Source organism: Mesobacillus sp. MER 48 (assembly GCF_023714225.1).
GTDB lineage: Bacteria > Bacillota > Bacilli > Bacillales > Cytobacillaceae > Mesobacillus > Mesobacillus oceanisediminis_A.
Genome location: NZ_JAMAUR010000003.1, coordinates 537,418 through 558,133 on the forward strand (window position 1 = coordinate 537,418; position 20,716 = coordinate 558,133).

The 20,716-nt window shown below is 46.0% G+C and carries 20 protein-coding genes; 3 read left to right on the forward strand and 17 right to left on the reverse strand.

Annotated features, from left to right (window positions below):
* Window positions 1-98 precede the first annotated feature (98 nt).
* Window positions 99-488 carry a KGG domain-containing protein gene (locus M3593_RS13930; protein ID WP_144479157.1) on the reverse strand — a complete coding sequence of 130 codons (390 nt, stop codon included), beginning with the start codon at window positions 486-488 and terminating at the stop codon, window positions 99-101.
* Between the two features lie 305 nt (window positions 489-793).
* On the opposite strand from M3593_RS13930, the gene M3593_RS13935 reads away from it, so the two are divergent.
* Together M3593_RS13935 and M3593_RS13940 are read left to right on the forward strand one after the other, a co-directional pair.
* On the forward strand, window positions 794-1,171 hold the full coding sequence (locus M3593_RS13935) for a globin domain-containing protein (protein ID WP_144479159.1): 378 nt from the start codon (window positions 794-796) through the stop codon (window positions 1,169-1,171).
* A 12-nt stretch (window positions 1,172-1,183) separates the two neighbouring features.
* Window positions 1,184-1,525: a cupin domain-containing protein gene (locus M3593_RS13940; RefSeq protein ID WP_251542566.1), complete on the forward strand. Its 342-nt coding sequence runs from the start codon at window positions 1,184-1,186 to the stop codon at window positions 1,523-1,525.
* Between the two features lie 247 nt (window positions 1,526-1,772).
* On the opposite strand, the gene spoIIR is transcribed toward M3593_RS13940, so the two are convergent.
* The 12 genes from spoIIR to M3593_RS14000 form a co-directional block, all read right to left on the reverse strand.
* Window positions 1,773-2,486, reverse strand: a complete 714-nt coding sequence (spoIIR, locus tag M3593_RS13945) for a stage II sporulation protein R (protein WP_251542816.1) — start codon at window positions 2,484-2,486, stop codon at window positions 1,773-1,775.
* A 95-nt stretch (window positions 2,487-2,581) separates the two neighbouring features.
* Entirely contained in the window at window positions 2,582-3,448 is an 867-nt protein-coding gene (gene prmC, locus M3593_RS13950; RefSeq protein WP_251542564.1) for a peptide chain release factor N(5)-glutamine methyltransferase, read from the reverse strand.
* Window positions 3,441-4,514: a peptide chain release factor 1 gene (gene prfA, locus M3593_RS13955; protein ID WP_251542562.1), complete on the reverse strand. Its 1,074-nt coding sequence runs from the start codon at window positions 4,512-4,514 to the stop codon at window positions 3,441-3,443. The genes prmC and prfA overlap by 8 nt, the downstream gene beginning before the upstream one ends.
* A gap of 175 nt (window positions 4,515-4,689) precedes the next feature.
* Window positions 4,690-5,139, reverse strand: coding sequence for a hypothetical protein (locus M3593_RS13960; RefSeq protein ID WP_144479167.1), 450 nt, complete (start codon window positions 5,137-5,139; stop codon window positions 4,690-4,692).
* A 300-nt stretch (window positions 5,140-5,439) separates the two neighbouring features.
* Window positions 5,440-6,060: a thymidine kinase gene (locus M3593_RS13965; protein ID WP_144479169.1), complete on the reverse strand. Its 621-nt coding sequence runs from the start codon at window positions 6,058-6,060 to the stop codon at window positions 5,440-5,442.
* Window positions 6,061-6,338: 278 nt separating this feature from the next.
* Window positions 6,339-6,548: a 50S ribosomal protein L31 gene (gene rpmE / locus M3593_RS13970; protein WP_041964628.1), complete on the reverse strand. Its 210-nt coding sequence runs from the start codon at window positions 6,546-6,548 to the stop codon at window positions 6,339-6,341.
* Window positions 6,549-6,692: 144 nt separating this feature from the next.
* Window positions 6,693-7,964, reverse strand: a complete 1,272-nt coding sequence (rho, locus tag M3593_RS13975) for a transcription termination factor Rho (RefSeq protein ID WP_079506270.1) — start codon at window positions 7,962-7,964, stop codon at window positions 6,693-6,695.
* Window positions 7,965-8,242: 278 nt separating this feature from the next.
* Window positions 8,243-9,205, reverse strand: a complete 963-nt coding sequence (gene glpX, locus M3593_RS13980; RefSeq protein WP_144479174.1) for a class II fructose-bisphosphatase — start codon at window positions 9,203-9,205, stop codon at window positions 8,243-8,245.
* 175 nt (window positions 9,206-9,380) lie between these two features.
* Complete coding sequence (locus M3593_RS13985) at window positions 9,381-10,667, reverse strand: UDP-N-acetylglucosamine 1-carboxyvinyltransferase (RefSeq protein WP_144479176.1); 1,287 nt, start codon at window positions 10,665-10,667, stop codon at window positions 9,381-9,383.
* Window positions 10,668-11,232: 565 nt separating this feature from the next.
* Window positions 11,233-11,880: a fructose-6-phosphate aldolase gene (gene fsa, locus M3593_RS13990; protein ID WP_144479177.1), complete on the reverse strand. Its 648-nt coding sequence runs from the start codon at window positions 11,878-11,880 to the stop codon at window positions 11,233-11,235.
* A 255-nt stretch (window positions 11,881-12,135) separates the two neighbouring features.
* Entirely contained in the window at window positions 12,136-12,993 is an 858-nt protein-coding gene (locus M3593_RS13995) for a class II fructose-bisphosphate aldolase (protein ID WP_144479179.1), read from the reverse strand.
* Window positions 12,994-13,291: 298 nt separating this feature from the next.
* The gene (locus tag M3593_RS14000) at window positions 13,292-13,666 is read right to left on the reverse strand and encodes a response regulator (protein ID WP_144479181.1); all 375 of its coding nucleotides are present in this window, start codon (window positions 13,664-13,666) and stop codon (window positions 13,292-13,294) included.
* Window positions 13,667-13,861: 195 nt separating this feature from the next.
* On the opposite strand from M3593_RS14000, the gene M3593_RS14005 reads away from it, so the two are divergent.
* The gene (locus M3593_RS14005) at window positions 13,862-14,377 is read left to right on the forward strand and encodes a DUF2529 domain-containing protein (protein ID WP_144479183.1); all 516 of its coding nucleotides are present in this window, start codon (window positions 13,862-13,864) and stop codon (window positions 14,375-14,377) included.
* 70 nt (window positions 14,378-14,447) lie between these two features.
* Here the strand turns inward: M3593_RS14005 and M3593_RS14010 are convergent, their stop codons facing one another.
* From M3593_RS14010 to icmF, 4 genes are all read right to left on the reverse strand, one after another.
* Complete coding sequence (locus M3593_RS14010) at window positions 14,448-16,049, reverse strand: CTP synthase (protein WP_144479185.1); 1,602 nt, start codon at window positions 16,047-16,049, stop codon at window positions 14,448-14,450.
* 262 nt (window positions 16,050-16,311) lie between these two features.
* The gene (gene rpoE / locus M3593_RS14015; RefSeq protein ID WP_144479187.1) at window positions 16,312-16,884 is read right to left on the reverse strand and encodes a DNA-directed RNA polymerase subunit delta; all 573 of its coding nucleotides are present in this window, start codon (window positions 16,882-16,884) and stop codon (window positions 16,312-16,314) included.
* Between the two features lie 118 nt (window positions 16,885-17,002).
* A complete protein-coding gene (locus tag M3593_RS14020) occupies window positions 17,003-17,209 on the reverse strand; it encodes a hypothetical protein (RefSeq protein WP_144479189.1) in 207 nt (68 codons plus the stop codon).
* 244 nt (window positions 17,210-17,453) lie between these two features.
* Entirely contained in the window at window positions 17,454-20,714 is a 3,261-nt protein-coding gene (gene icmF, locus M3593_RS14025; protein ID WP_251542814.1) for a fused isobutyryl-CoA mutase/GTPase IcmF, read from the reverse strand.
* Window positions 20,715-20,716 lie beyond the last annotated feature (2 nt).

The following is a 20,716-nucleotide window of genomic DNA, read 5'->3' on the forward strand; positions in this document are numbered from 1 at the left end:
AGGATTGAAAAAAGTAGAACTCAAAAAAAAAACACGGCAGCAAATCACTTATGTGACGCTGCCGTGCTTCTTTTAATTGTGCTCTTTAAGCCGGGTGTTTAGTCGTTGTTATTGTTGTTGCGGGCATTGCCGCCTTTTTCACCGATTTCTTCATAGAAGCTTCGGTCATGGTTCTCAGAAGTCGCTTCTCCGCCTTTGCGGCCAATCTCCTGATAGAAGTCCTTGTCGTGGCTTTCGGATGTTGATTCGCCACCTTTTTTACCGATTTCCTGGTAGAATTCGCTGTCATGGCTCTCAGCAGTAGCCTCTCCGCCTTTGCGGCCAATATCCTGATAGAAATCTTTGTCGTGATTGTTGGAAGTTGCTTCGCCGCCTTTACGGCCGATTTCCTGATAGAATTCGCTGCCATGGTTCTGGCTTGTTGCTTCGCCGCCCATGCGTCCTCGTTCTTCACGTGACATCTTATCATTATTATTGTTTTTAGCCATATTACTCATCCTCCTTGAAATCTAAGTTTTGATGTTACACTACACTGAATATCCGGAATCTCACATGCTAAAACTAGATTCAAAAGAATGTAATATGCTTGTTCAACGAATGTAATATTTTTGGAAATTCGCGCAGTCGTTTTTCCTCCTTTACCATGTATTTCTTAATAGAAGCTAGCTAATGTTTCCTAGCTTCTCATAGTGAAAAATTCATACGTGAGTGATTTAGGTCACTATGTCCCTCACTTTGTATGGTTATAATAAATTTATACAGATGAAAATCTTTCTCAAAAAGGGGGCAGGGCATGGAAATCAAAACAATATATCAACAGATTGGCGGAGACGAATCGATCCGCAAAATTGTTGATACTTTTTATCCGAAAGTTTATGAAAATGAAGAGCTCAGTCCGTTGTTTGAAGGAGATATAGCAGAAATCAAGAGGAAGCAGTGGATGTTCCTCACACAACTGACCGGCGGCGGAGCACTTTACAGCGAGGAATTCGGACCGCCCAATATGAGGGCCAGGCATATGCCTTTTGAAATAACGCCTATTCGCGCGCAGGCATGGCTGAGGCTGATGCATGAAACATTGACCGAAACAGGATTGCTGGAAACCGAGGGAGGCAAAGCCTTGTTCGAGCGCTTGAGCCAGATCGCGCCAATTATGATCAACAGCCAATAAGGAGGGCTTATCATGGAAAAACAATCATTGAAACAATACCAGGAATTCAGCGAAGAACGGTTTACGAAACGGATTGTCTTTAAAAAAGGTGACAGCACTGTATTCCTGCTAAACTTCATGCCAGGCCAGGAGCTGCCGAAGCACACTCATCCAGGGACAGAAGTGTTTATTTTAACAATGCAGGGCGAAGGAACGTTTACGATTGACGGAGAAGAAGTAACGGCAGCAGCCAACGAAACCGTCCATTTGAGCGGCAGCGAAGAACTATCCTATAAAAACACCGGTGATGAGCCTGTCACTTTATATGTGATGCTCAACAAGATTCCGGATGAAAGATTTGCACAGGATATTTAAAGGAAGATTGAAGCAGCTGGTTTTTGCTAGTTGGTCGATATAATGATGGATTTGGTCGAAATACTTTAAAATGTGGTCGATATAATTGAAAATCCGCTGATATAATTCAAAAAGTGGTCGATATATTTTGAAATTCGCCAAATTAATTTAAAATGCGGTTTAATTATCTAAAATTGCGAGCTGGATTGAAGTTATTTTGATCGATTCTGCTCAAAAACAGCCCCTGCATCCGCTGCAGGGGCTTATTTTATCCAAAAATCCTGTTCCAGATCTCCACCAGGAAGAATGCAACCTCAACTTCTTCTTCCTCGCTGCCTTCGTAGACTGGTTTTTCATCCTTTTCTGATGATTTCTTGTCCTTTTTCGTTTCTTTTACAAGATCGGCATCTGCCTTTTCGTCTTCCACATCTGCTTTTACATCACCTTTGTCGCTGTTTTCATCGAAGCCTTCGCTTGTTGCTTCGCCGTTTGAGAAATCAAGGAAGCATAGCGGCGGATACAGGACGCACCACCAGTTTGCTCCTTCTCCTTCGCCCAGGGTGATGAGGATCGCTTCATATTCACCTGCCGGATAAAGGAACTGTCCGTATAGTTTAGTAGGAAACTGGACCTTATCGAACTCTGTTTTTACCGTCTGTGTGGAGCCTTGTTCTGCGACGACTTTTTCGGCGATCTTCTGGATTTCCGGAAGTTTGGACTTGATCACTTCTCTCGCAGCTTCAATCGATGTAAGGTCCTGGACCCATTTGGTGATCTCCTTATTGATTTCATCGCGTACCAGTCGCTTGATTTCCTGATCTTTTTCAAGGTCGCTTTCAGCAAGAATCCTCAGCCGGATCGCTTCGTTCGGTATGACCTTTGCCTCCTGGGCTGCCACTTCCGTTTTCGGTGTATATAAACTTAACATCGTACCTGCACATAATAGGAGTATATATAATAAAGCCGCTGATTTTTTCATCATCATCATCTCTCGCACCATCCCTTCACTAGTCACAGTGTGGACAGTTTGATAGATTCTTAAACTAGTAATTTTGAAAAAAAATGGACCCCTTTTGATCAGGAGTCCATTTCAGCAAAAACCATCCGGTCCTTGCCATTGATATCAAAAACAACCTCAACTCTGGCGTGCGGGAAGGTTTTTTCCAGAAGCGCACGGACGGCTTCTCCCTGGCCTGCGCCGATTTCAAAGCCGACGAGTGCCTTTTCTTTCAGCACAAGTGGCAGCTCGTCCATGAAGCGACGATATAGGTCCAATCCATCTTCCCCGGCAAACAGCGCCATATGCGGCTCATGCTCGGTAACGATGTCTGACATCCATTCCTGGTCTGCAATGGGAATGTACGGCGGGTTCGAGATGACAGCATCGACTTTTTTTCCTTGTAAAATAAGCGGCTGCAGCAGGTCGCCATGGAAGAATTCGACGTCTGCACCCAGCTGGCTGGCATTTTTCCGCGCAACATCCAGTGCGTCTTCTGAAAGGTCGATCGCTGCCACCTTTAATTCAGGTTTCTCCAGCTTCAGGCTAACCGAAATCGCTCCGCTTCCGGTCCCGACATCGACAAGGTCAATTTGGCCACTTTCCGGGAAAAGCTTTTCCAGCCGCTGAAGCGTGCCATGAACAAGCTCCTCCGTCTCCGGACGTGGAATCAGCACATGCTCGTTCACCTCAAAGCGGCGGCCATAAAACTCCTCTGAACCGATAATATACTGGATCGGTTCACCTTCTGCATGCCTTTTTACAGCGGCACGGAACTCTGTCCACACTTCCCCATCCAGTTCATCGCGCATCTTCATCAGCATCGAAGTGCGGGACAGCCCCGAGAAGTGCCGCAGGAGCAGCTCACCGGCAAACTCTTCACGGTTATGTTCTTTTAAAAAAGAAGAAGCCCAGTTGAGGGCTTCATACATTTTGGGATTAGTCATTGTTCGCACTCTCAAGTCTTTGCGATTGGTCTTCCATGATTAATGCATCGATGATTTCATCCAACTTGCCTTGGAGAATCTGGTCAAGCTTCTGGATTGTCAGGCCGATGCGGTGGTCAGTCACACGGTTCTGCGGGAAGTTGTACGTACGGATACGCTCAGAGCGATCGCCGGTACCAACGGCTGATTTACGAACCTGGTCGTACTCCGCCTGCGCTTCCTGCTGGAACTTGTCATAGACGCGGGCACGAAGTACCTTCATCGCCTTGTCTTTGTTTTTGTGCTGTGATTTTTCATCCTGACATGACACGACGATTCCAGTCGGGATGTGAGTCAGACGGACCGCTGACATCGTGGTGTTAACGGACTGTCCGCCAGCTCCGCTGGATGCGAATGTATCGAAGCGGATATCCTTATCATGCAGCTCGATTTCAACTTCTTCTGCTTCCGGAAGACATGCAACCGTAGCTGTTGAAGTATGGATACGTCCGCCTGATTCCGTTTCCGGAACACGCTGGACACGGTGAGCGCCGTTCTCGAACTTCATTTTGGAATAAGCGCCATTTCCGTTGATCATGAAGATGATTTCTTTAAAACCGCCAACGCCAGTCGTGCTGGCATCGATGATTTCTGTTTTCCAGCCCTGTGATTCAGCAAATCGGCTGTACATGCGGTATAGGTCGCCAGCAAACAGGGCAGCTTCATCACCGCCAGCAGCGCCGCGGATTTCCATGATAACGTTCTTATCATCATTAGGGTCCTTAGGAACCAGGAGAATCTTGATTCGCGCTTCCAGCTCTTCAATGCGCGGCTCAAGCTCGGAGATTTCATCCTTGACCATTTCACGCATATCAGCATCAAGCTTTTCTTCGAGCATCGCCTTTGCATCGGCCAACTGCTCTTTCACTTCTTTGTATTCACGGTAAGCCATGACCGTTTCCTGGATGTCAGACTGCTCCTTGGAATACTCGCGTAGCTTCTTGGAGTCATTGACTACTTCCGGGTCACTCAATAGTTCATTCAATCTTTCATAACGATCCTCAACTGCTTGAAGACGATCAAACACGGACATTCACCTCTATTTTCATAATCCTTCATATGGATTCAAACATAATAGTAAAAGTTCATAGCATAACATTCTAATTATAGTATAGGTGCCACTCTCAGTCAAAATCATTCTGAACGCTTATAGCCAACGAAAAAGCATGCCCGATGCCGAGCATGCTGTCCCGATGGTGCTTTTATTCAATATTGACATTGATGTCGTAGCGCGGCAAAGCTTGAGCCAGCTTATCATGTAATGTTTTCTGTGCTTTTTCGCGATCCTTTCGGGTTACCCGCCCTTGAAGCTGAGCTGTCACGTTCATCTCCCCGCCGTTGATCCAGATCGAACCTGGTTCATAGCCAGCATCTGAAATGACGTCTTTCGCTTTTTGGACATCCTGGGAAAAACTGTGGTGGTTCTCGTTATCGGTATTCAGCAAATTCGGGTTTTGATCGGTCATCGTCATGCCATTGTCCTGGTCCTTTGTGAAATTCGGGCCATCCCCGTGGCGGACTCCGTCATTTTCCCTGTTCAGATCAACACCAGCCTGGTCTTCATCCTTGTCATATACAGATTCAGCATTATCCTGAGCACATCCTGAAACCATAACCACCGCGAACATAAGCAATATGAGTAATTTTTTCAAATTATGGCACCTCCCGCGGTTAGCTTGCCCTTTTGGGGGATCATCCATGCAAGGATTGAGCTATTTTTAGCGGAAATACGCGGCCGGAAAACTTCACGGCTATCATTGCATCTTAATGAATATTAATTGCACGATAAGAAGCATTAATTGCATGTTCAACCGTGTTAATTGCACCGTAAGAAACATTAATTGCACGCTCACCCGTGTTAATTGCACCGTAATGTTACATGATTGCACGCTTAACCAATATAGGCGAATTCATATAAAAAATCCCCCCGCTCACGGGAGGATCAGACATTATTATGTTAAGCTTTGCGTCGTTTTTTCGATTTTAAGCTCATTTGGTGATTTTGGCACCTCATGGTGGTGTCTGCAGCGCGGCTCATATGCTTCTGATGCGCCAACAAGTATGACTGGATCATCGTAAGAAGCCGGTTTGCCGTTGATCAGACGCTGTGTACGGCTTGCAGGCGATCCGCAGACAGCACATACAGCCTGAAGCTTGGTCACATTTTCAGCAACAGCCATCAATGCAGGCATTTGGCCGAATGGCTCGCCGCGGAAATCTTGGTCAAGCCCGGCAACGATGACGCGATAGCCGCTGTCTGCCAGGTGCTGGACAACCGCAAGGATTTCATTGTCAAAAAACTGGACTTCATCGATGGCAATGACGTCGATATCAGGGTTGATATGCTTGAAAATATCAGTAGAGTTGGCAATAGGCTTGGCAGTAACTGCTGCTCCGTTGTGTGATACAACCGATTCTTCGCTGTAGCGGTTATCAATCGCAGGCTTGAAAACAGCAATTTTTTGCTTTGCAAATTGCGTCCTGCGCACGCGGCGGATCAGTTCTTCGGATTTACCGGAAAACATGCTGCCGCAGATCAATTCGATCCAGCCGCTTTGTTTCATAACGTACATGGTCGGCCTCTCCTTCCTCGCTAAACCAAAAATTTGATAAGCTTTTTTCGTATTTTTACGGCTTTTCCATGCCATAAAGGTACGAAAAAAGCCTGGTCAAAGTTCGACACTTTTTTTCAGCTTTTTCCATTATAACAAAAAATCCCGCTGAATCCAGACACAAAAATAAAGTTCATAAAATTAAATTTTCATCTTATATGTACCTAAAAGCACATGTTAAAAGGCAATAAAAAACAGGCAAGTCACAAAGCTTCTTGCCTGTTTCGTTTGTTCTTATATTACTGGTTGTTTTTAAGACCGTATTTCTTGTTGAAGCGGTCAACACGTCCGCCAGCTTCAGCAAACTTTTGACGTCCAGTATAGAATGGGTGGCACTCAGAGCAAGTTTCAACGCGAATCTCGTTCTTTACAGAACCAGTTTCGAATTCGTTTCCGCAAGCGCAAGTCACCTTAACTGTTTTGTAGTTTGGATGAATTCCTGATTTCATTCTTTTCATCTCCTTCCGCCCTGAATCATATCAGAAACAGAGTTATAATCAACGGTTTAGACCGTTATTGGAAAAACACACTGACCTCATTATAACAAGTCCAATTCATTTTTTCAAGTCAGTTTTTCCGCCCATAATCTGGAATTATGAGCGTTTGTTATTGCCTTTCATTTCCTCACCAAGGACTGCGAAGAAATCTTCATTCGACTTGGACTGCCTTAGCTTACGCAGGAATTTTTCCGCGAAATCCGGTGAATCCGACATCGATTTGCGGATCGCCCACAGCTTATCCAGGTGATCCTTTGGAATGAGCAATTCTTCCTTACGCGTTCCTGAGCGACGGATGTCGATGGCCGGGAAGATCCTTCTCTCGGCGAGTGAACGGTCAAGATGAAGCTCCATATTACCAGTTCCTTTGAATTCTTCGTAAATGACATCGTCCATGCGTGAGCCTGTATCTACAAGCGCAGTTGCAAGGATCGTCAAACTGCCGCCTTCCTCGATATTACGGGCCGCACCGAAAAAGCGCTTCGGACGGTGGAATGCCGCGGGGTCGATACCGCCGGACAAGGTACGTCCGCTTGGCGGAATGACAAGGTTGTAGGCACGAGCAAGACGGGTGATGCTGTCCATCAGGATGATGACATCACGCTTATGCTCAACAAGACGCATCGCACGCTCAAGCACAAGCTCTGCAACCTTGATATGGTTTTCAGGCACTTCGTCAAAAGTAGAGCTGACTACATCGCCGGCAACGGAACGCTCGATATCGGTTACCTCTTCCGGACGCTCATCGATCAATAGAACAATCAGTTCCGCTTCAGGATGATTCGTTGTAATGCTGTTGGCAATTTCTTTGATAAGCATCGTTTTACCAGCCTTTGGCGGAGCGACAATCAATCCGCGCTGTCCGAAGCCGACTGGTGCAAGGACATCCATGATTCTGGTGGAAACCTTGTTGTGCGTAGTCTCAAGCTTCATCTGACGGTCTGGGTACAATGGCGTCAATCCCGGGAAGTGAACCCTTTCTTTTGCCGATTCTGGGTCATCACCATTGACAGCCTCGACCTGAAGCAATCCGAAATAACGTTCGTTCTCCTTAGGAGGACGGACTTTACCCGATACCTTGTCCCCGTTCCTTAAGTCAAAACGGCGGATCTGCGAAGCCGAAATGTAGATATCCTCTGAGCTTGGGGAATAGTTGATTGGGCGCAGGAATCCAAAGCCCTCAGACTGGATGATTTCCAGGACACCTTCCATGAAAAAATAACCCTGCTGTTCGGCACGTGCTTTTAAAATAGCAAAAATAAGTTCTTTCTTCGTCAACTTGCTGTAGTAAGAGACTTTATACTCTTTCGCGAGTTCATAAAGCTCTTTCAATTTCATATTTTCTAAGCTTGAAATATTTACTTCCATAATGAATGTCACCACGCCTTAAAATATTTCGATTTCCCCCATAAAGAAAAGTATATGAATATCAGAGTATGGATGGAAAAAGAAGAAATGAGTTCCTTGAAGGTTGTAAGAAGGAATTAATGAAGGTAGAACATTTTGTGATCTATATATTTTACTTTCAAAACAATTTTCATTTTACCCTTAAATATGAAAAATAATCAATCTTTTTATATATCCGCTGCCTTTAGGTGGTAAGGCAGCGGACTTGAAAGGGTTTGCAGTTATTTTGAAAATTTTTATTATTTCATGACTAAGTGAGGTTTTTTCTTCAGGCTGTGCTGGCCTTCGATGAACCGGACTGTGCCTGATTTTGCACGCATGACGACGGAGTGGGTTGAGCCGTATGAGCCTTTGAACTGGACTCCTTTAAGCAGCTCGCCGTCTGTTACGCCTGTGGCTGCAAAGATCGCATCGTCGCCGCGGACGAAATCTTCCATAAGGAGGACTTTATTGACATCGATGCCCATTTTTTTGCATCGCTCAAGCTCTGCATCATTTTGCGGAAGCAATCTTCCCTGGATTTCACCGCCGAGGCTTTTAAGTGCTACAGCTGCGATGACACCCTCAGGTGCTCCGCCTGAACCAAACAGGATATCCACGCCGGTAGTATCAAACGCCGTATTGATCGCGCCTGCTACATCTCCGTCATTGATCAGTTTGATCCTTGCTCCGGCATCACGAAGCTGGGCAATGATATGTTCATGGCGCGGACGGTTCAATACCGTCGCTACAACATCTTCAATATCCTTGTTCTTCGCTTTTGCAACTGCCTTCAGGTTATCAAGGACAGAAGCATTGATATCGACCATTCCAACCGCCTCTGGTCCTACTGCAAGCTTATCCATGTACATGTCAGGTGCATGAAGCAGGTTGCCGTTATCTGCCACCGCTAGGACAGCAAGGGCATTCCAGCCGCCGGACGCTACGATATTCGTTCCTTCCAAAGGATCGACCGCTACATCCAAACGCGGGCCATAGCCTGTCCCAAGCTTTTCACCGATATACAGCATCGGTGCTTCATCCATTTCACCTTCACCGATCACGACTGTACCTTTCATCGGGATGGTGTCAAACACATCTCTCATTGCCGACGTTGCAGCATCGTCAGCTTCGTCTTTTTTTCCGCGTCCCATCCAGCGTGCTGACGCAAGCGCCGCCGCCTCGGTCACGCGGACAAGCTCCATCGTTAAGCTACGTTCCATATGATCATCCCCTAATCATGAAAGGGGCTAATGCCCACCGAAACAGTAAACCTCTCTATCCCTTTGATGTCGCCGCAATGCACAGCTCGATAATCAAATAGGTTATACTAATTTACGGTTTCAAACAGCATTAGCACCACTATTTGTATTGTACAACTCCATTGTACTATACTTTTTATGATTTTTTTACTTCTTCTTGCTCTTCAGAGGTCATATCTTCACGCCAAATTGTGGCACCGAGCCCATTCAGCTTTTCAACGATGTGGCTGTAGCCGCGATCGATATGGTCTACACCCGTCACCTCAGTGACACCTTCAGCCATAAGGCCGGCAATGACAAGAGCTGCTCCGGCGCGGAGATCGCTTGCCTTAACCTTGGCTCCCTGAAGCTTGACCGGACCGCTGATGATCGCAGATCTGCCTTCAACTTTGATATTGGCATTCATTCTTCTCAGTTCATCGATATGCTTAAAGCGTGCGCCATAGATTGTATCCGTGACAACGCTTGAGCCTTCCGCCCTTGTGAGCAGTGCGGTGAATGGCTGCTGCAGGTCTGTCGGGAATCCTGGATAAACGAGTGTCTTAATGTCGACCGCCTTGTACTTCTCAGCCGGAGCAACATAGATTTGCTCATCACTGGCTTCAATTTTGGCTCCCATTTCCTTTAGCTTGGCCACAAGTGACTCAATATGCTGCGGAATGACATTATCAATCGTGACGCCATCACCAATCGCAGCTCCAAGAATCAAATATGTTCCTGCCTCGATCCGATCCGGAATGATAGTATGGCGGCAGCCATGAAGCTCGTCCACACCATCGATACGGATTACATCGGTTCCGGCTCCTTTGATTTTCGCTCCCATATTGGTGAGCAATGTTGCTACGTCAATGATTTCCGGCTCTTTTGCGGCATTTTCAATGATGGTCCGCCCTTTTGCCCGTACAGCTGCAAGCATGATATTGATCGTTGCCCCAACGCTTACGACGTCAAGATAGATTCTTGCTCCGCGAAGCTCATCTGCACGAAGATAGATCGCACCCTGCTCATTTGTCACGCTGGCACCAAGTGCTTCGAATCCTTTTATATGCTGGTCAATCGGCCTGGGACCCAAATGGCATCCGCCAGGCAGTCCGATGACAGCCTTTTTAAAACGGCCAAGCATCGCTCCCATTAGATAGTAAGAAGCTCGCAGCTTTTTCACTTTTCCATTCGGCAAAGGCATGGAAATCATGGAAGACGGATCTACCGTCATTTCATTGTTCGAGAATTCAACAGAACCGCCGATTTCCTCCATCAAGTCCTTGAGCATATGAACATCGGAAATATCCGGCAAACCTTCAATGGTTACAGGCGATTCAGCTAAAATAGTTGCGGGGATCAAGGCTACCGCGCTGTTTTTCGCGCCGCTTACCCGTACAGTCCCTTTTAAAGGATAACCGCCTGCAATCTTAAGCTTTTCCATTTTTGACTCCCTTCTAAGCCGTGATGTAAGGTCAAGCTGGAGATGCAAACAATGTACAGCTAAGACCGATATAGGCTCTACGTAGATTAAAATGACCGAAATCAATTTGGTTTATTTTTCCAATAAAAATATTCAGATTCCGGGAGTTTTCTATTCCCTTAGTTTACACGATATTCCCAATTTCATGTAATAAAATGCAAAAAAGATTAAATTGGGTAAAAGTTCCTAACTTGACTTAGCCTCTAACGGGCAGACTATGATTCTGTTGCACATATACAAAAATCTATGGCTCTGTTAATCAAGACTGTTGACCTGCGTTCCAGGCACTTCGCTTTCCGCGGGCAGTCTGGGAGCCTCCTCGGCGTTAACACGCCTGCGGGGTCTCCCAATGACTTGCTAATCCCGCAGGACTTTGAATAAGCTTCCTCGAGTTCGCCCACGCACGATGGAAATGCGTTAGCATTTTCGGAGGAGTCTTCGTGCCTTCCACTACAGTCAACAGGACTTAAAAAATCGTTGGGTGTAACAGAGCAACTAAGTAAGTTGCTTCATACAGCAGATACAATTACTGTCCGCGAGATTCCCAGTCTTTCAAAAATGCTTCGATTCCTTTGTCTGTCAGCGGGTGGTTGAACATTTGCTGAATGACTTTGTATGGTACGGTGGCGATATGTGCGCCTCTTAGTGCTGCGTCTGTTACGTGTTGTGGGTGACGGATGGATGCTGCGATGATTTCTGTGTCGATTCCGTGGATGGTGAAGATTTCGGCAATCGTTGAAATCAGGTCGAGTCCGTTATGGCCGATGTCATCGAGGCGGCCAAGGAATGGTGACACGTATGTAGCCCCCGCTCTGGCTGCCAGCAATGCCTGGTTTGCACTGAAAACCAGTGTTACGTTTGTCTTGATTCCCTCTTTTGAGAATACGGAAACAGCCTTCAGCCCTTCTGGAGTCATCGGAACTTTGATTGTAATGTTCGGTGCGATTGCAGCTAATTCTTTTCCCTCTTTGATCATGCCTTCTGCATCAAGCGCGATGACTTCGGCACTGACAGAGCCAGGGACCAATTCGGTAATTTCCTTCAGACGGTCCTCAAACTTCACATTCTTTTCTTTTGCCACAAGTGACGGGTTTGTCGTGACACCTGATAAAATTCCAAGAGTATAGGCCTCGCGGATTTCTTCCATATTTGCAGTATCGATAAAAAACTTCATTTGTAAACGCCTCCAGTCGACATAATTTTCAAACTTACGAGAAAAGCGCAAGCGCCTTGGTCAGCCCCGACAAGCGCTGGAGGGCCTGACAGTGAAGTCGTTCTTTGACTTCATTGGCAGGACCGAAGCGTCTTGAGGGGCTAGGCGCTGAAGCTAGACAATTCTCGAAGTGGATTTAAAATATTCTAAATTATATAAATGGACAAAAACCGCCTTATTGTAAGGCGGTTTTATTATAACAAATTTTCGTTGCTATTACGCTTTGTTAGAAGAACCAAATTCGCGCATTTTGCCGATTACAGTTTCTTTGATTGCGTCACGAGCTGGTCCAAGGTATTTGCGTGGATCGTACTCGTTAGGCTTTTCAGCCAATACCTGGCGGACAACTTTAGCTGAAGCAATCTGGTTTTCAGTATTAACGTTGATTTTAGCAGTTCCTAAAGAGACAGCTTTCTGGATGTCTTTTGTTGGAATGCCTGTACCGCCGTGCAATACCAATGGTACGCCTGCAACCTTGTTGATTTCTTCCATTTCTTTGAAACCAAGGTTTGGTTCGCCTTTGTAAGGGCCGTGTACAGAACCAAGTGCAGGAGCAAGGCAGTCAATGCCAGTGCGCTCAACAAGTTCTTTACACTCTTGTACGTCAGCATAGATAACGCCGTCTGCAACGACATCGTCTTCCTGTCCGCCGACAGTTCCAAGTTCTGCTTCAACAGAAACACCTTTTGAGTGAGCGTATTCTACAACCTTTGAAGTTGTTGAAACATTCTCTTCGAAAGGTCCGTGTGAAGCATCGATCATGACAGATGTGAAGCCTGCGTCGATTGCCTCTTTACATTTGTCGAAGCTTGAACCGTGGTCAAGGTGAATAGCGACAGGAACTGTAGTGTTATAGTCCTCCATCAAACCTTCTACCATTTTCACAACAGTCTTGAAGCCGCCCATGTAGCGTGCAGCACCTTCAGAAACACCAAGAATAACCGGTGACTTCTCAGCTTCTGCAGCCTGAAGGATCGCTTGAGTGAACTCAAGGTTATTTAAGTTGAATTGCCCAACAGCGTAGCCTTCCGCATTCGCTTTTTTCAGCATTTCAGTCATTGAAACTAAAGGCATATCTTTTCCTCCTTCGTTATGATCAATCGCTTTTTGATTATGCTACCCTTTAAAAGGGTTTCCCTCTCTGCTTTTGATTATGTACCCGAGATGGCATTCATCAAAACGAAATGATCCTGTGGAATTCATATGTATCATACCAAAAGAAAATCAGAATTGCCATTGTTCAAGCCTTGTTTTTGCAAGTGTCATAAAAATGCTATAAAGCAAGCGCTGCCAATAGTTTCACTTGTCTGTAAACTCACTTTTTCAGGCAAGAAAAAACCCCCTGGAGCATCCTGAGGGCACTTTATGTATCTCAATCTTTTGATACGGTTTGTGAATATTTCTTTACTGCTGCGCGGATATCATCAATATCGAATGGCTTGGCAAAGTGGGTCAAAGCACCAAGGTCCATCGCTTCCTGAATCATATCCAGCTCGCCATAGGCGGTCATGATGATGACGCGTATATCCGGGTCGATTACTTTCATTCTTTTTAAAATTTCAATACCATCCATGCCCGGGATTTTCATGTCCAGAAGAACGAGATCGGGTGGATGCTTCTTAACCAGTTCCAGGGCCTGGACGCCATTTGCAGCCTGGTACGTTTGATAACCTTCTTTTTGCAGCACTTCATTAAGTAGAATTCTGATGCCAAATTGGTCGTCAACAATTAGTATTTTTTCTTTCATGCCGCCTCTTCCCCCTAATAAATGTAATATGAGTAAATGCTTTTGCCCAGGAAATGGTTTCGTCCTATCCCCATTACACAATTCGTTAAGAATCTTGAAATTCCTGCCATATTTTTAAACTTATTTTCGACAGATGCTTTTTCATTCTCATTGTAGTACTTTATAATCAGTATTGGCAAAGACGGAGGTGCTGGAATGTTAAAAATGTTTTCGACACAATTGGCCGGATTATTCAACCGGCTGATGGAAAAAGAAGAATTTTCAATTGAGGATGGAGCACGGCTGCTGGCACAGGCTGCTGCCGGAGAAGGCAAAATTTATATTTTCGGTACCGGGGAAATGAAGGCTGTTGAACTTGAAGCCGTTTATGGCGAAGAGCCACTTCAATCTGCAGCTATTTTATCGAAGGAAACAGAAATAGAAGCCGCAGACCGCGTGCTGATTGTCAGCCGCTACGCCGATAATGAAGAGGCAGTCAAAATGGCAGGCATTATACAGGAAAAAGGGATCCCGTTCGTGGCGATTTCTACCGTCCGGAATGAAAATGAAGGACTGAATACGCTTGCGGACGTCCATATTGATTTACGAATCAAAAAAGGCCTGCTGCCGGATGATGCCGGCAACAGAATTGGCTATCCCACTTCTATGGCGGCACTGTATATCTATTTTGGCCTAAAATTCACGATTGAGGAAATTTTGGAAGACTATTGACACGTATTTGTATGATTAAATCACAAAAACGCACAAAAAAAGCCGGCAAATTCACCGGCTTTTTTTCATGTTATTTATTTGTCTTGATGGATGCTTCAATAAAGTCCCTGAATAGTGGCTGCGGACGTGTTGGTCTTGATGTGAATTCAGGATGGAACTGTGATGCCAGGAACCATGGGTGGTCCTTCAGTTCGATGATTTCAACCAGACGACCATCCGGGCTTGTCCCTGAGAAGATGAACCCTTCATTTTCCATTGCCTGACGGTATTCGTTATTGAACTCGTAACGGTGGCGATGGCGCTCGTATACCAGGTCATCACCATAAGCAGCGAATGCCTTCGTATCTTCAGCAAGCTTACATGGATATAAGCCAAGACGGAGTGTTCCGCCAAGATCTTCAATATCCTTCTGCTCTGGAAGAAGGTCGATGATCGGATTTGACGTGCTTGGCATGATTTCGGCAGAGTGAGCATCTTTCAAGCCAAGAACGTGGCGTGCGAATTCAACGGATGCCAGCTGCATGCCAAGGCAGATTCCGAAGAAAGGCACTTTATTCTCGCGCGCGTATTTGGTCGCAAGGATCTTCCCTTCGATTCCGCGATCGCCAAATCCGCCAGGAACAAGAATTCCATCTGCGTCATTCAGCAATTCAACGACGTTTTCCTCTGTTACTTCCTCAGAGTTGATCCACTTGATTTCAATATCACTGTCAAATGCATATCCTGCATGCTTCAATGATTCAACTACTGAAATGTAAGCGTCCTGAAGTTCAACATATTTACCGACGAGGGCAATTCTCGTTTTGCCGGTAAGATGCGTCACTTTCTCGACGAGTGCATTCCACTCAGTCATGTCTGCTTCAGCGCAGTCCAATTTGAAGTGCTCGCATACAAGCTGGTCCATCTTCTGCTCTTGAAGAGCCAGAGGGATTGAATAAAGAGTTTCCGCATCTGTCGCCTCAATTACCGCTTCCTTGTCGATATCACAGAACAGGGCAATCTTGTCCTTCATGTCCTGTGAAATCGGCATTTCGGTACGAAGAACGATAATATTTGGCTGGATTCCCAGGCTGCGCAATTCTTTTACGCTATGCTGGGTTGGCTTTGTTTTCATTTCACCGGCTGCCTTGATGTAAGGAACCAGTGTACAGTGGATGTACATCACATTGTCACGGCCAGCATCATTCTTGATCTGGCGGATTGCTTCAAGGAACGGCAGTGATTCGATATCCCCTACTGTGCCGCCGATTTCAGTGATGACAACATCTGCGCCAGTCTCTTTGCCGGCACGGAAAACCTTTTCCTTGATTTCATTCGTGATGTGCGGGATAACCTGCACAGTTCCTCCGAGGTAGTCACCGCGGCGCTCTTTTTTCAGAACCGTCGAGTAGATTTTTCCTGTTGTCACGTTTGAGTATTTGTTCAGGTTGATATCGATGAAGCGCTCGTAGTGGCCCAAGTCCAGGTCCGTTTCGGCGCCATCGTCCGTCACGAATACTTCACCGTGCTGGTAAGGACTCATTGTCCCAGGGTCTACGTTGATGTATGGATCGAACTTCTGGATTGTCACGTTCAAGCCCCTGTTTTTCAGCAATCTTCCAAGGGATGCAGCCGTGATTCCCTTACCTAAGGACGAAACTACTCCGCCCGTAACAAAAATATACTTTGCCATTGTGTAATCCCCCTCATCAAACAGTTTGTACAATATGCACCTGTTTAATTGATTTATTAATTAAATTTTTAACCTTTTCATTTCGCCTGCTTCTGTTTTTGCAAGCGGATGTACAGAGGGTTATTTTTAGCCTGTAAAAATAAAAAAAACGCCCCGCATACAGAGTATGGGGAGCGTTTTGTGGCTGTTTTACTTAATCGTCCTTTTTTAAGGAGCCCAAAAAGTATTCTACATTCGGTAAATATAAAAGTCAAGTTGTTAATTATAGTTCTTCGTCTTCATCTTCGAGATCTTCATCTTCGAGCGGCAGGTCTTCGTCTTCATCCTCCAGCAGCTCATCCTCATCGTCTTCGAAGTCATCGGAATCTTCCAGGTCCTCATCGAAGTCCTCATCATCGTCGTCATCGTCGTCGAGAGCATCATCGTCGTCTTCTTCATCGAATTCGTCGACATCATCGTAGTCCAGATCGTCCTCATCGATTTCATCGAATTCGTCAAGATCTAGATCGTCCTCATCAACAGCCTTCTTAGCCTTCTTCTTTTTCGGCTTGACTGTGGTGACATTATCTTCTTCGATCTGGTCGACTGGGTACCAGACGCGAAGACCCCAGCGTCCTTCACCCTGGGACATGAAACGTCCATCTATATTTATATCTGTATAGAATTGAACCATTCTTTCAGCAGCATCGGCCTCGTCCAATTTAAGGACGCTCTTGATTTCAGCCATCAGCTCCTGAAACGTGATCGCTTGCTTCTTTTCTTTTAAAATTTCAAATCCTACTTCAATCAATGACATTTCTTGAAGCTCTTCTTTTGAGTATTGGCTTAAACTCAATTTTCGCACTTCCTTTCTCTATTCCAGGCCTTTACCCGGCCATTCGTCCGAAAACAAGGAAAATATCCCAGAATGCATATTCTACATTATAAACAAATTTTAGACCTTTATGCCAGTTTTATCTGCCGTTTTCCCGGCTTTTTTCGCTTTCCATTTCCACTTTCCCTCTGCCAGCCTTCCTCCTTTTCTTCAGCTGGCCATATGCCAGTAAAAAAAAGGCGATCGATAAAATGAAAAATGGGATTGCGCCAAGCTGACGCTGATAAAGATAATACATGGCAGCAGCAGCCACAAAAGCCCCTGCCGTGAACAAAACCGATTTCACAAAATTCACATCCTGAAGTAGGTCGTATGTATGAACCGATAACTAGATTATATAAGATTATCCGCCAAATGATAGGTAAAATTTGAAAAATCTTATATTGGTTTCTAGTTTACGAAACGAGCACCATAAAATGCAAGATGGCTCATAGATTTCCTATAAGCCATCCCATTCAGGCAGATTGCAAAAGTCTTTTTTTTGCACGCCCTACATTTTTACACCATAATGCTTGTTTTGAAACTAACCTTTACATATTCCTGCGGAACTGGCCGCCTACTTCGTAAAGCGCCCTTGTGATCTGTCCCAGGCTTGCGTATTTAACAGTTTCCATCAGTTCGGCGAAAATATTGCCGCCATTGACTGCTGTTTCCTTCAGCCGGTCAAGCGCTGTTTCGGACTGGTCTTGATTCTGGTCCTTGAATGCTTCTAGGTTGCGGATCTGTGTTTCTTTTTCTTCTTTCGTCGCACGGGCAAGCTCCATCTTGTCGATCTCTTCCTCTGATGGAGGATTTGGATTCAAGTACGTGTTCACACCGATGATCGGCAGCTCCCCGGAATGCTTCTTCATTTCATAGTACATGGATTCATCCTGGATTTTACCGCGCTGATACTGAGTTTCCATTGCACCAAGCACGCCTCCGCGGTCATTGATCCGTTCGAATTCCTGAAGGACTGCTTCCTCAACCAAATCAGTCAGCTCTTCAATGATGAACGCACCCTGGAGCGGATTTTCGTTCTTCGTCAATCCGTGCTCCTTCGTGATGATCATCTGGATCGCCATCGCACGTCTGACTGATTCCTCAGTCGGCGTGGTGATTGCTTCGTCGTAGGCATTCGTATGAAGCGAGTTGCAGTTATCATGAAGTGCCATCAACGCCTGAAGCGTCGTACGGATATCGTTGAAGTCGATTTCCTGGGCATGAAGCGAGCGGCCTGATGTCTGGATATGATACTTCAGTTTCTTGCTGCGTTCATTCGCTCCGTACTTATTTTTCATGACCGTCGCCCAGATTCTGCGGGCAACGCGGCCAATCACGGAATACTCAGGATCAAGGCCATTCGAGAAGAAAAAGCTCAGGTTTGGCGCAAAGTCATCGATCTTCATTCCTCTGCTCAAATAGTACTCAACATACGTGAAGCCATTTGACAGTGTGAACGCCAGCTGGGAAATCGGGTTCGCCCCTGCTTCGGCAATATGGTACCCGGAAATCGATACAGAATAGTAGTTCCGGACTTTTTCATCAATAAAATACTGCTGGATATCGCCCATCATACGTAGTGCGAATTCAGTCGAGAAGATACAAGTATTCTGTCCCTGGTCCTCTTTTAAAATATCGGCCTGTACTGTACCGCGGACCGTTTGAAGTGTCATTTCCCTGACCTGGGCAAACTCTTCGTCATTCAGCTTGCGGCCAAGCTCTGCTTCCTTCTTTTCCACCTGCTGTTCAATCGCTGTGTTCATGAACATCGCCAGGATGATCGGTGCCGGTCCGTTGATTGTCATCGACACCGATGTTGATGGATGGCAAAGGTCAAATCCTGCATACAGCTTTTTCATATCATCAAGCGAACAAACACTGACGCCGCTCTCGCCGACCTTACCGTAAATATCGGGACGATAATCCGGGTCTTCCCCGTAAAGTGTGACGGAATCGAATGCAGTGCTTAGGCGTTTTGCTGCGTCATCCTTTGAAAGGTAATGGAAACGGCGGTTTGTCCGCTCCGGTGTTCCTTCACCAGCAAACTGGCGTTTCGGATCCTCACCTTCACGCTTGAACGGGAATACGCCCGCTGTGTACGGGAAGCTGCCAGGCACATTCTCAAGATAAACCCAGCGCAGGATTTCGCCGTAATCCTTGTATTTTGGCAGTGCAACCTTAGGGATGCTCAACCCGGAAAGACTTTTTGTCTTCAATTCTGTTACGATTTCCTTGTCACGGATTTTCGTGATGAACTGGTCACCGCTATATTTTTCCTTCAGAGATTCCCAGTTTTCAAGGATGTTTCTTGACTCTGGTGTCAGTTTCTTCTCTGTTTCTTCCCTTAACGCTTGCAGAGAAGAAAGAACTTCGCTGTTTGTTTCTTTTTCTTTTACCGCTTCGATTGCCCCTTCAAGCTGGAACAGTCTGCGGGCAAGGTCGGCCTGCTCAGCTGCGTGTTTATGGTAGCTCCGTACCGTTTCGGAAATTTCCCTTAGGTAATAGCGGCGGTCATTCGGGATGATGACATTTTGTTTTTCCACTACTGCATTGGTAGAAAATGATGTCGTCCAATCTGTGCCTGCTTTTTCATTGATTTTATTGACCAGCGCAGCAAACAGCGCGTTCGTGCCAGGGTCGTTGAACTGGCTGGCGATTGTGCCGTAGACAGGCATTTCATCAAGCTCTTTGTCAAAAAACATATGGCTGCGCTGATACTGCTTCTGCACCTGGCGCTTTGCATCCTCTGAGCCTTTGCGCTCGAATTTATTGATAACAATCAAGTCGGCATAATCGATCATGTCGATTTTCTCAAGCTGTGACGGCGCACCGAATTCGCTCGTCATCACATACATGGAAACATCACAGACATCCGTGATTCCTGCATCGCCCTGGCCAATGCCGCTCGTTTCGACGATAACCAGGTCAAACCCTGCTGCTTTTACAACATCGATGGCATCCTTGATCGCAAGGGACAACTCAGACTTTGACTTTCTCGTCGCCAGGCTGCGCATGTAAACGCGTGGAGAGAAAATCGCGTTCATGCGGATCCGGTCTCCCAGAAGTGCTCCACCTGTTTTCTGCTTTGTAGGGTCGACTGATAAAATCGCTACGCGTTTTTCAGGAATTTCATTGATGAAGCGCCTGATCAACTCGTCCGTCAATGAACTTTTACCTGCACCGCCCGTACCCGTAATTCCTACAACCGGCACCGCCTTTGTCATCGTCTTGACTTTTTCCATCAAGCTTTCGACAGCGGCGGCTGTTTCTTTTTCCGAACCAACATGCTGCTCGGCAAGCGTGATCAGCTTTGCGACAGCATTTGGGTCTCCATCTTCAAGTTTTTCGATTTCCTCGACGCCTTCAGCAGTCACAGTCGGGAAATCACACTCCTTGATCATTTGCTCGATCATGCCATTAAGGCCATATTTCCTGCCGTCTTCTGGCGAGAAAATACGGGCGATTCCGTATTCATGAAGCTCTTTTATTTCCCGAGGAATGATGACACCGCCGCCACCGCCGTAAATGCGGATATGGGAAGCGCCTTTTTCCTTCAAAAGATCGTACATATACTTAAAGTATTCAACGTGCCCGCCCTGATAGGAAGAAATCGCAATCCCCTGTGCATCCTCCTGGATTGCGGCATTGACGACCTCTTCGACGGAGCGGTTGTGGCCAAGGTGAATAACCTCGCCACCCAATGACTGGATGATCCTGCGCATGATATTGATTGAGGCATCATGGCCGTCAAACAAGCTTGAAGCTGTCACAAAGCGAATATGGTTCTTTGGCTTATACATTTCCGGCATAC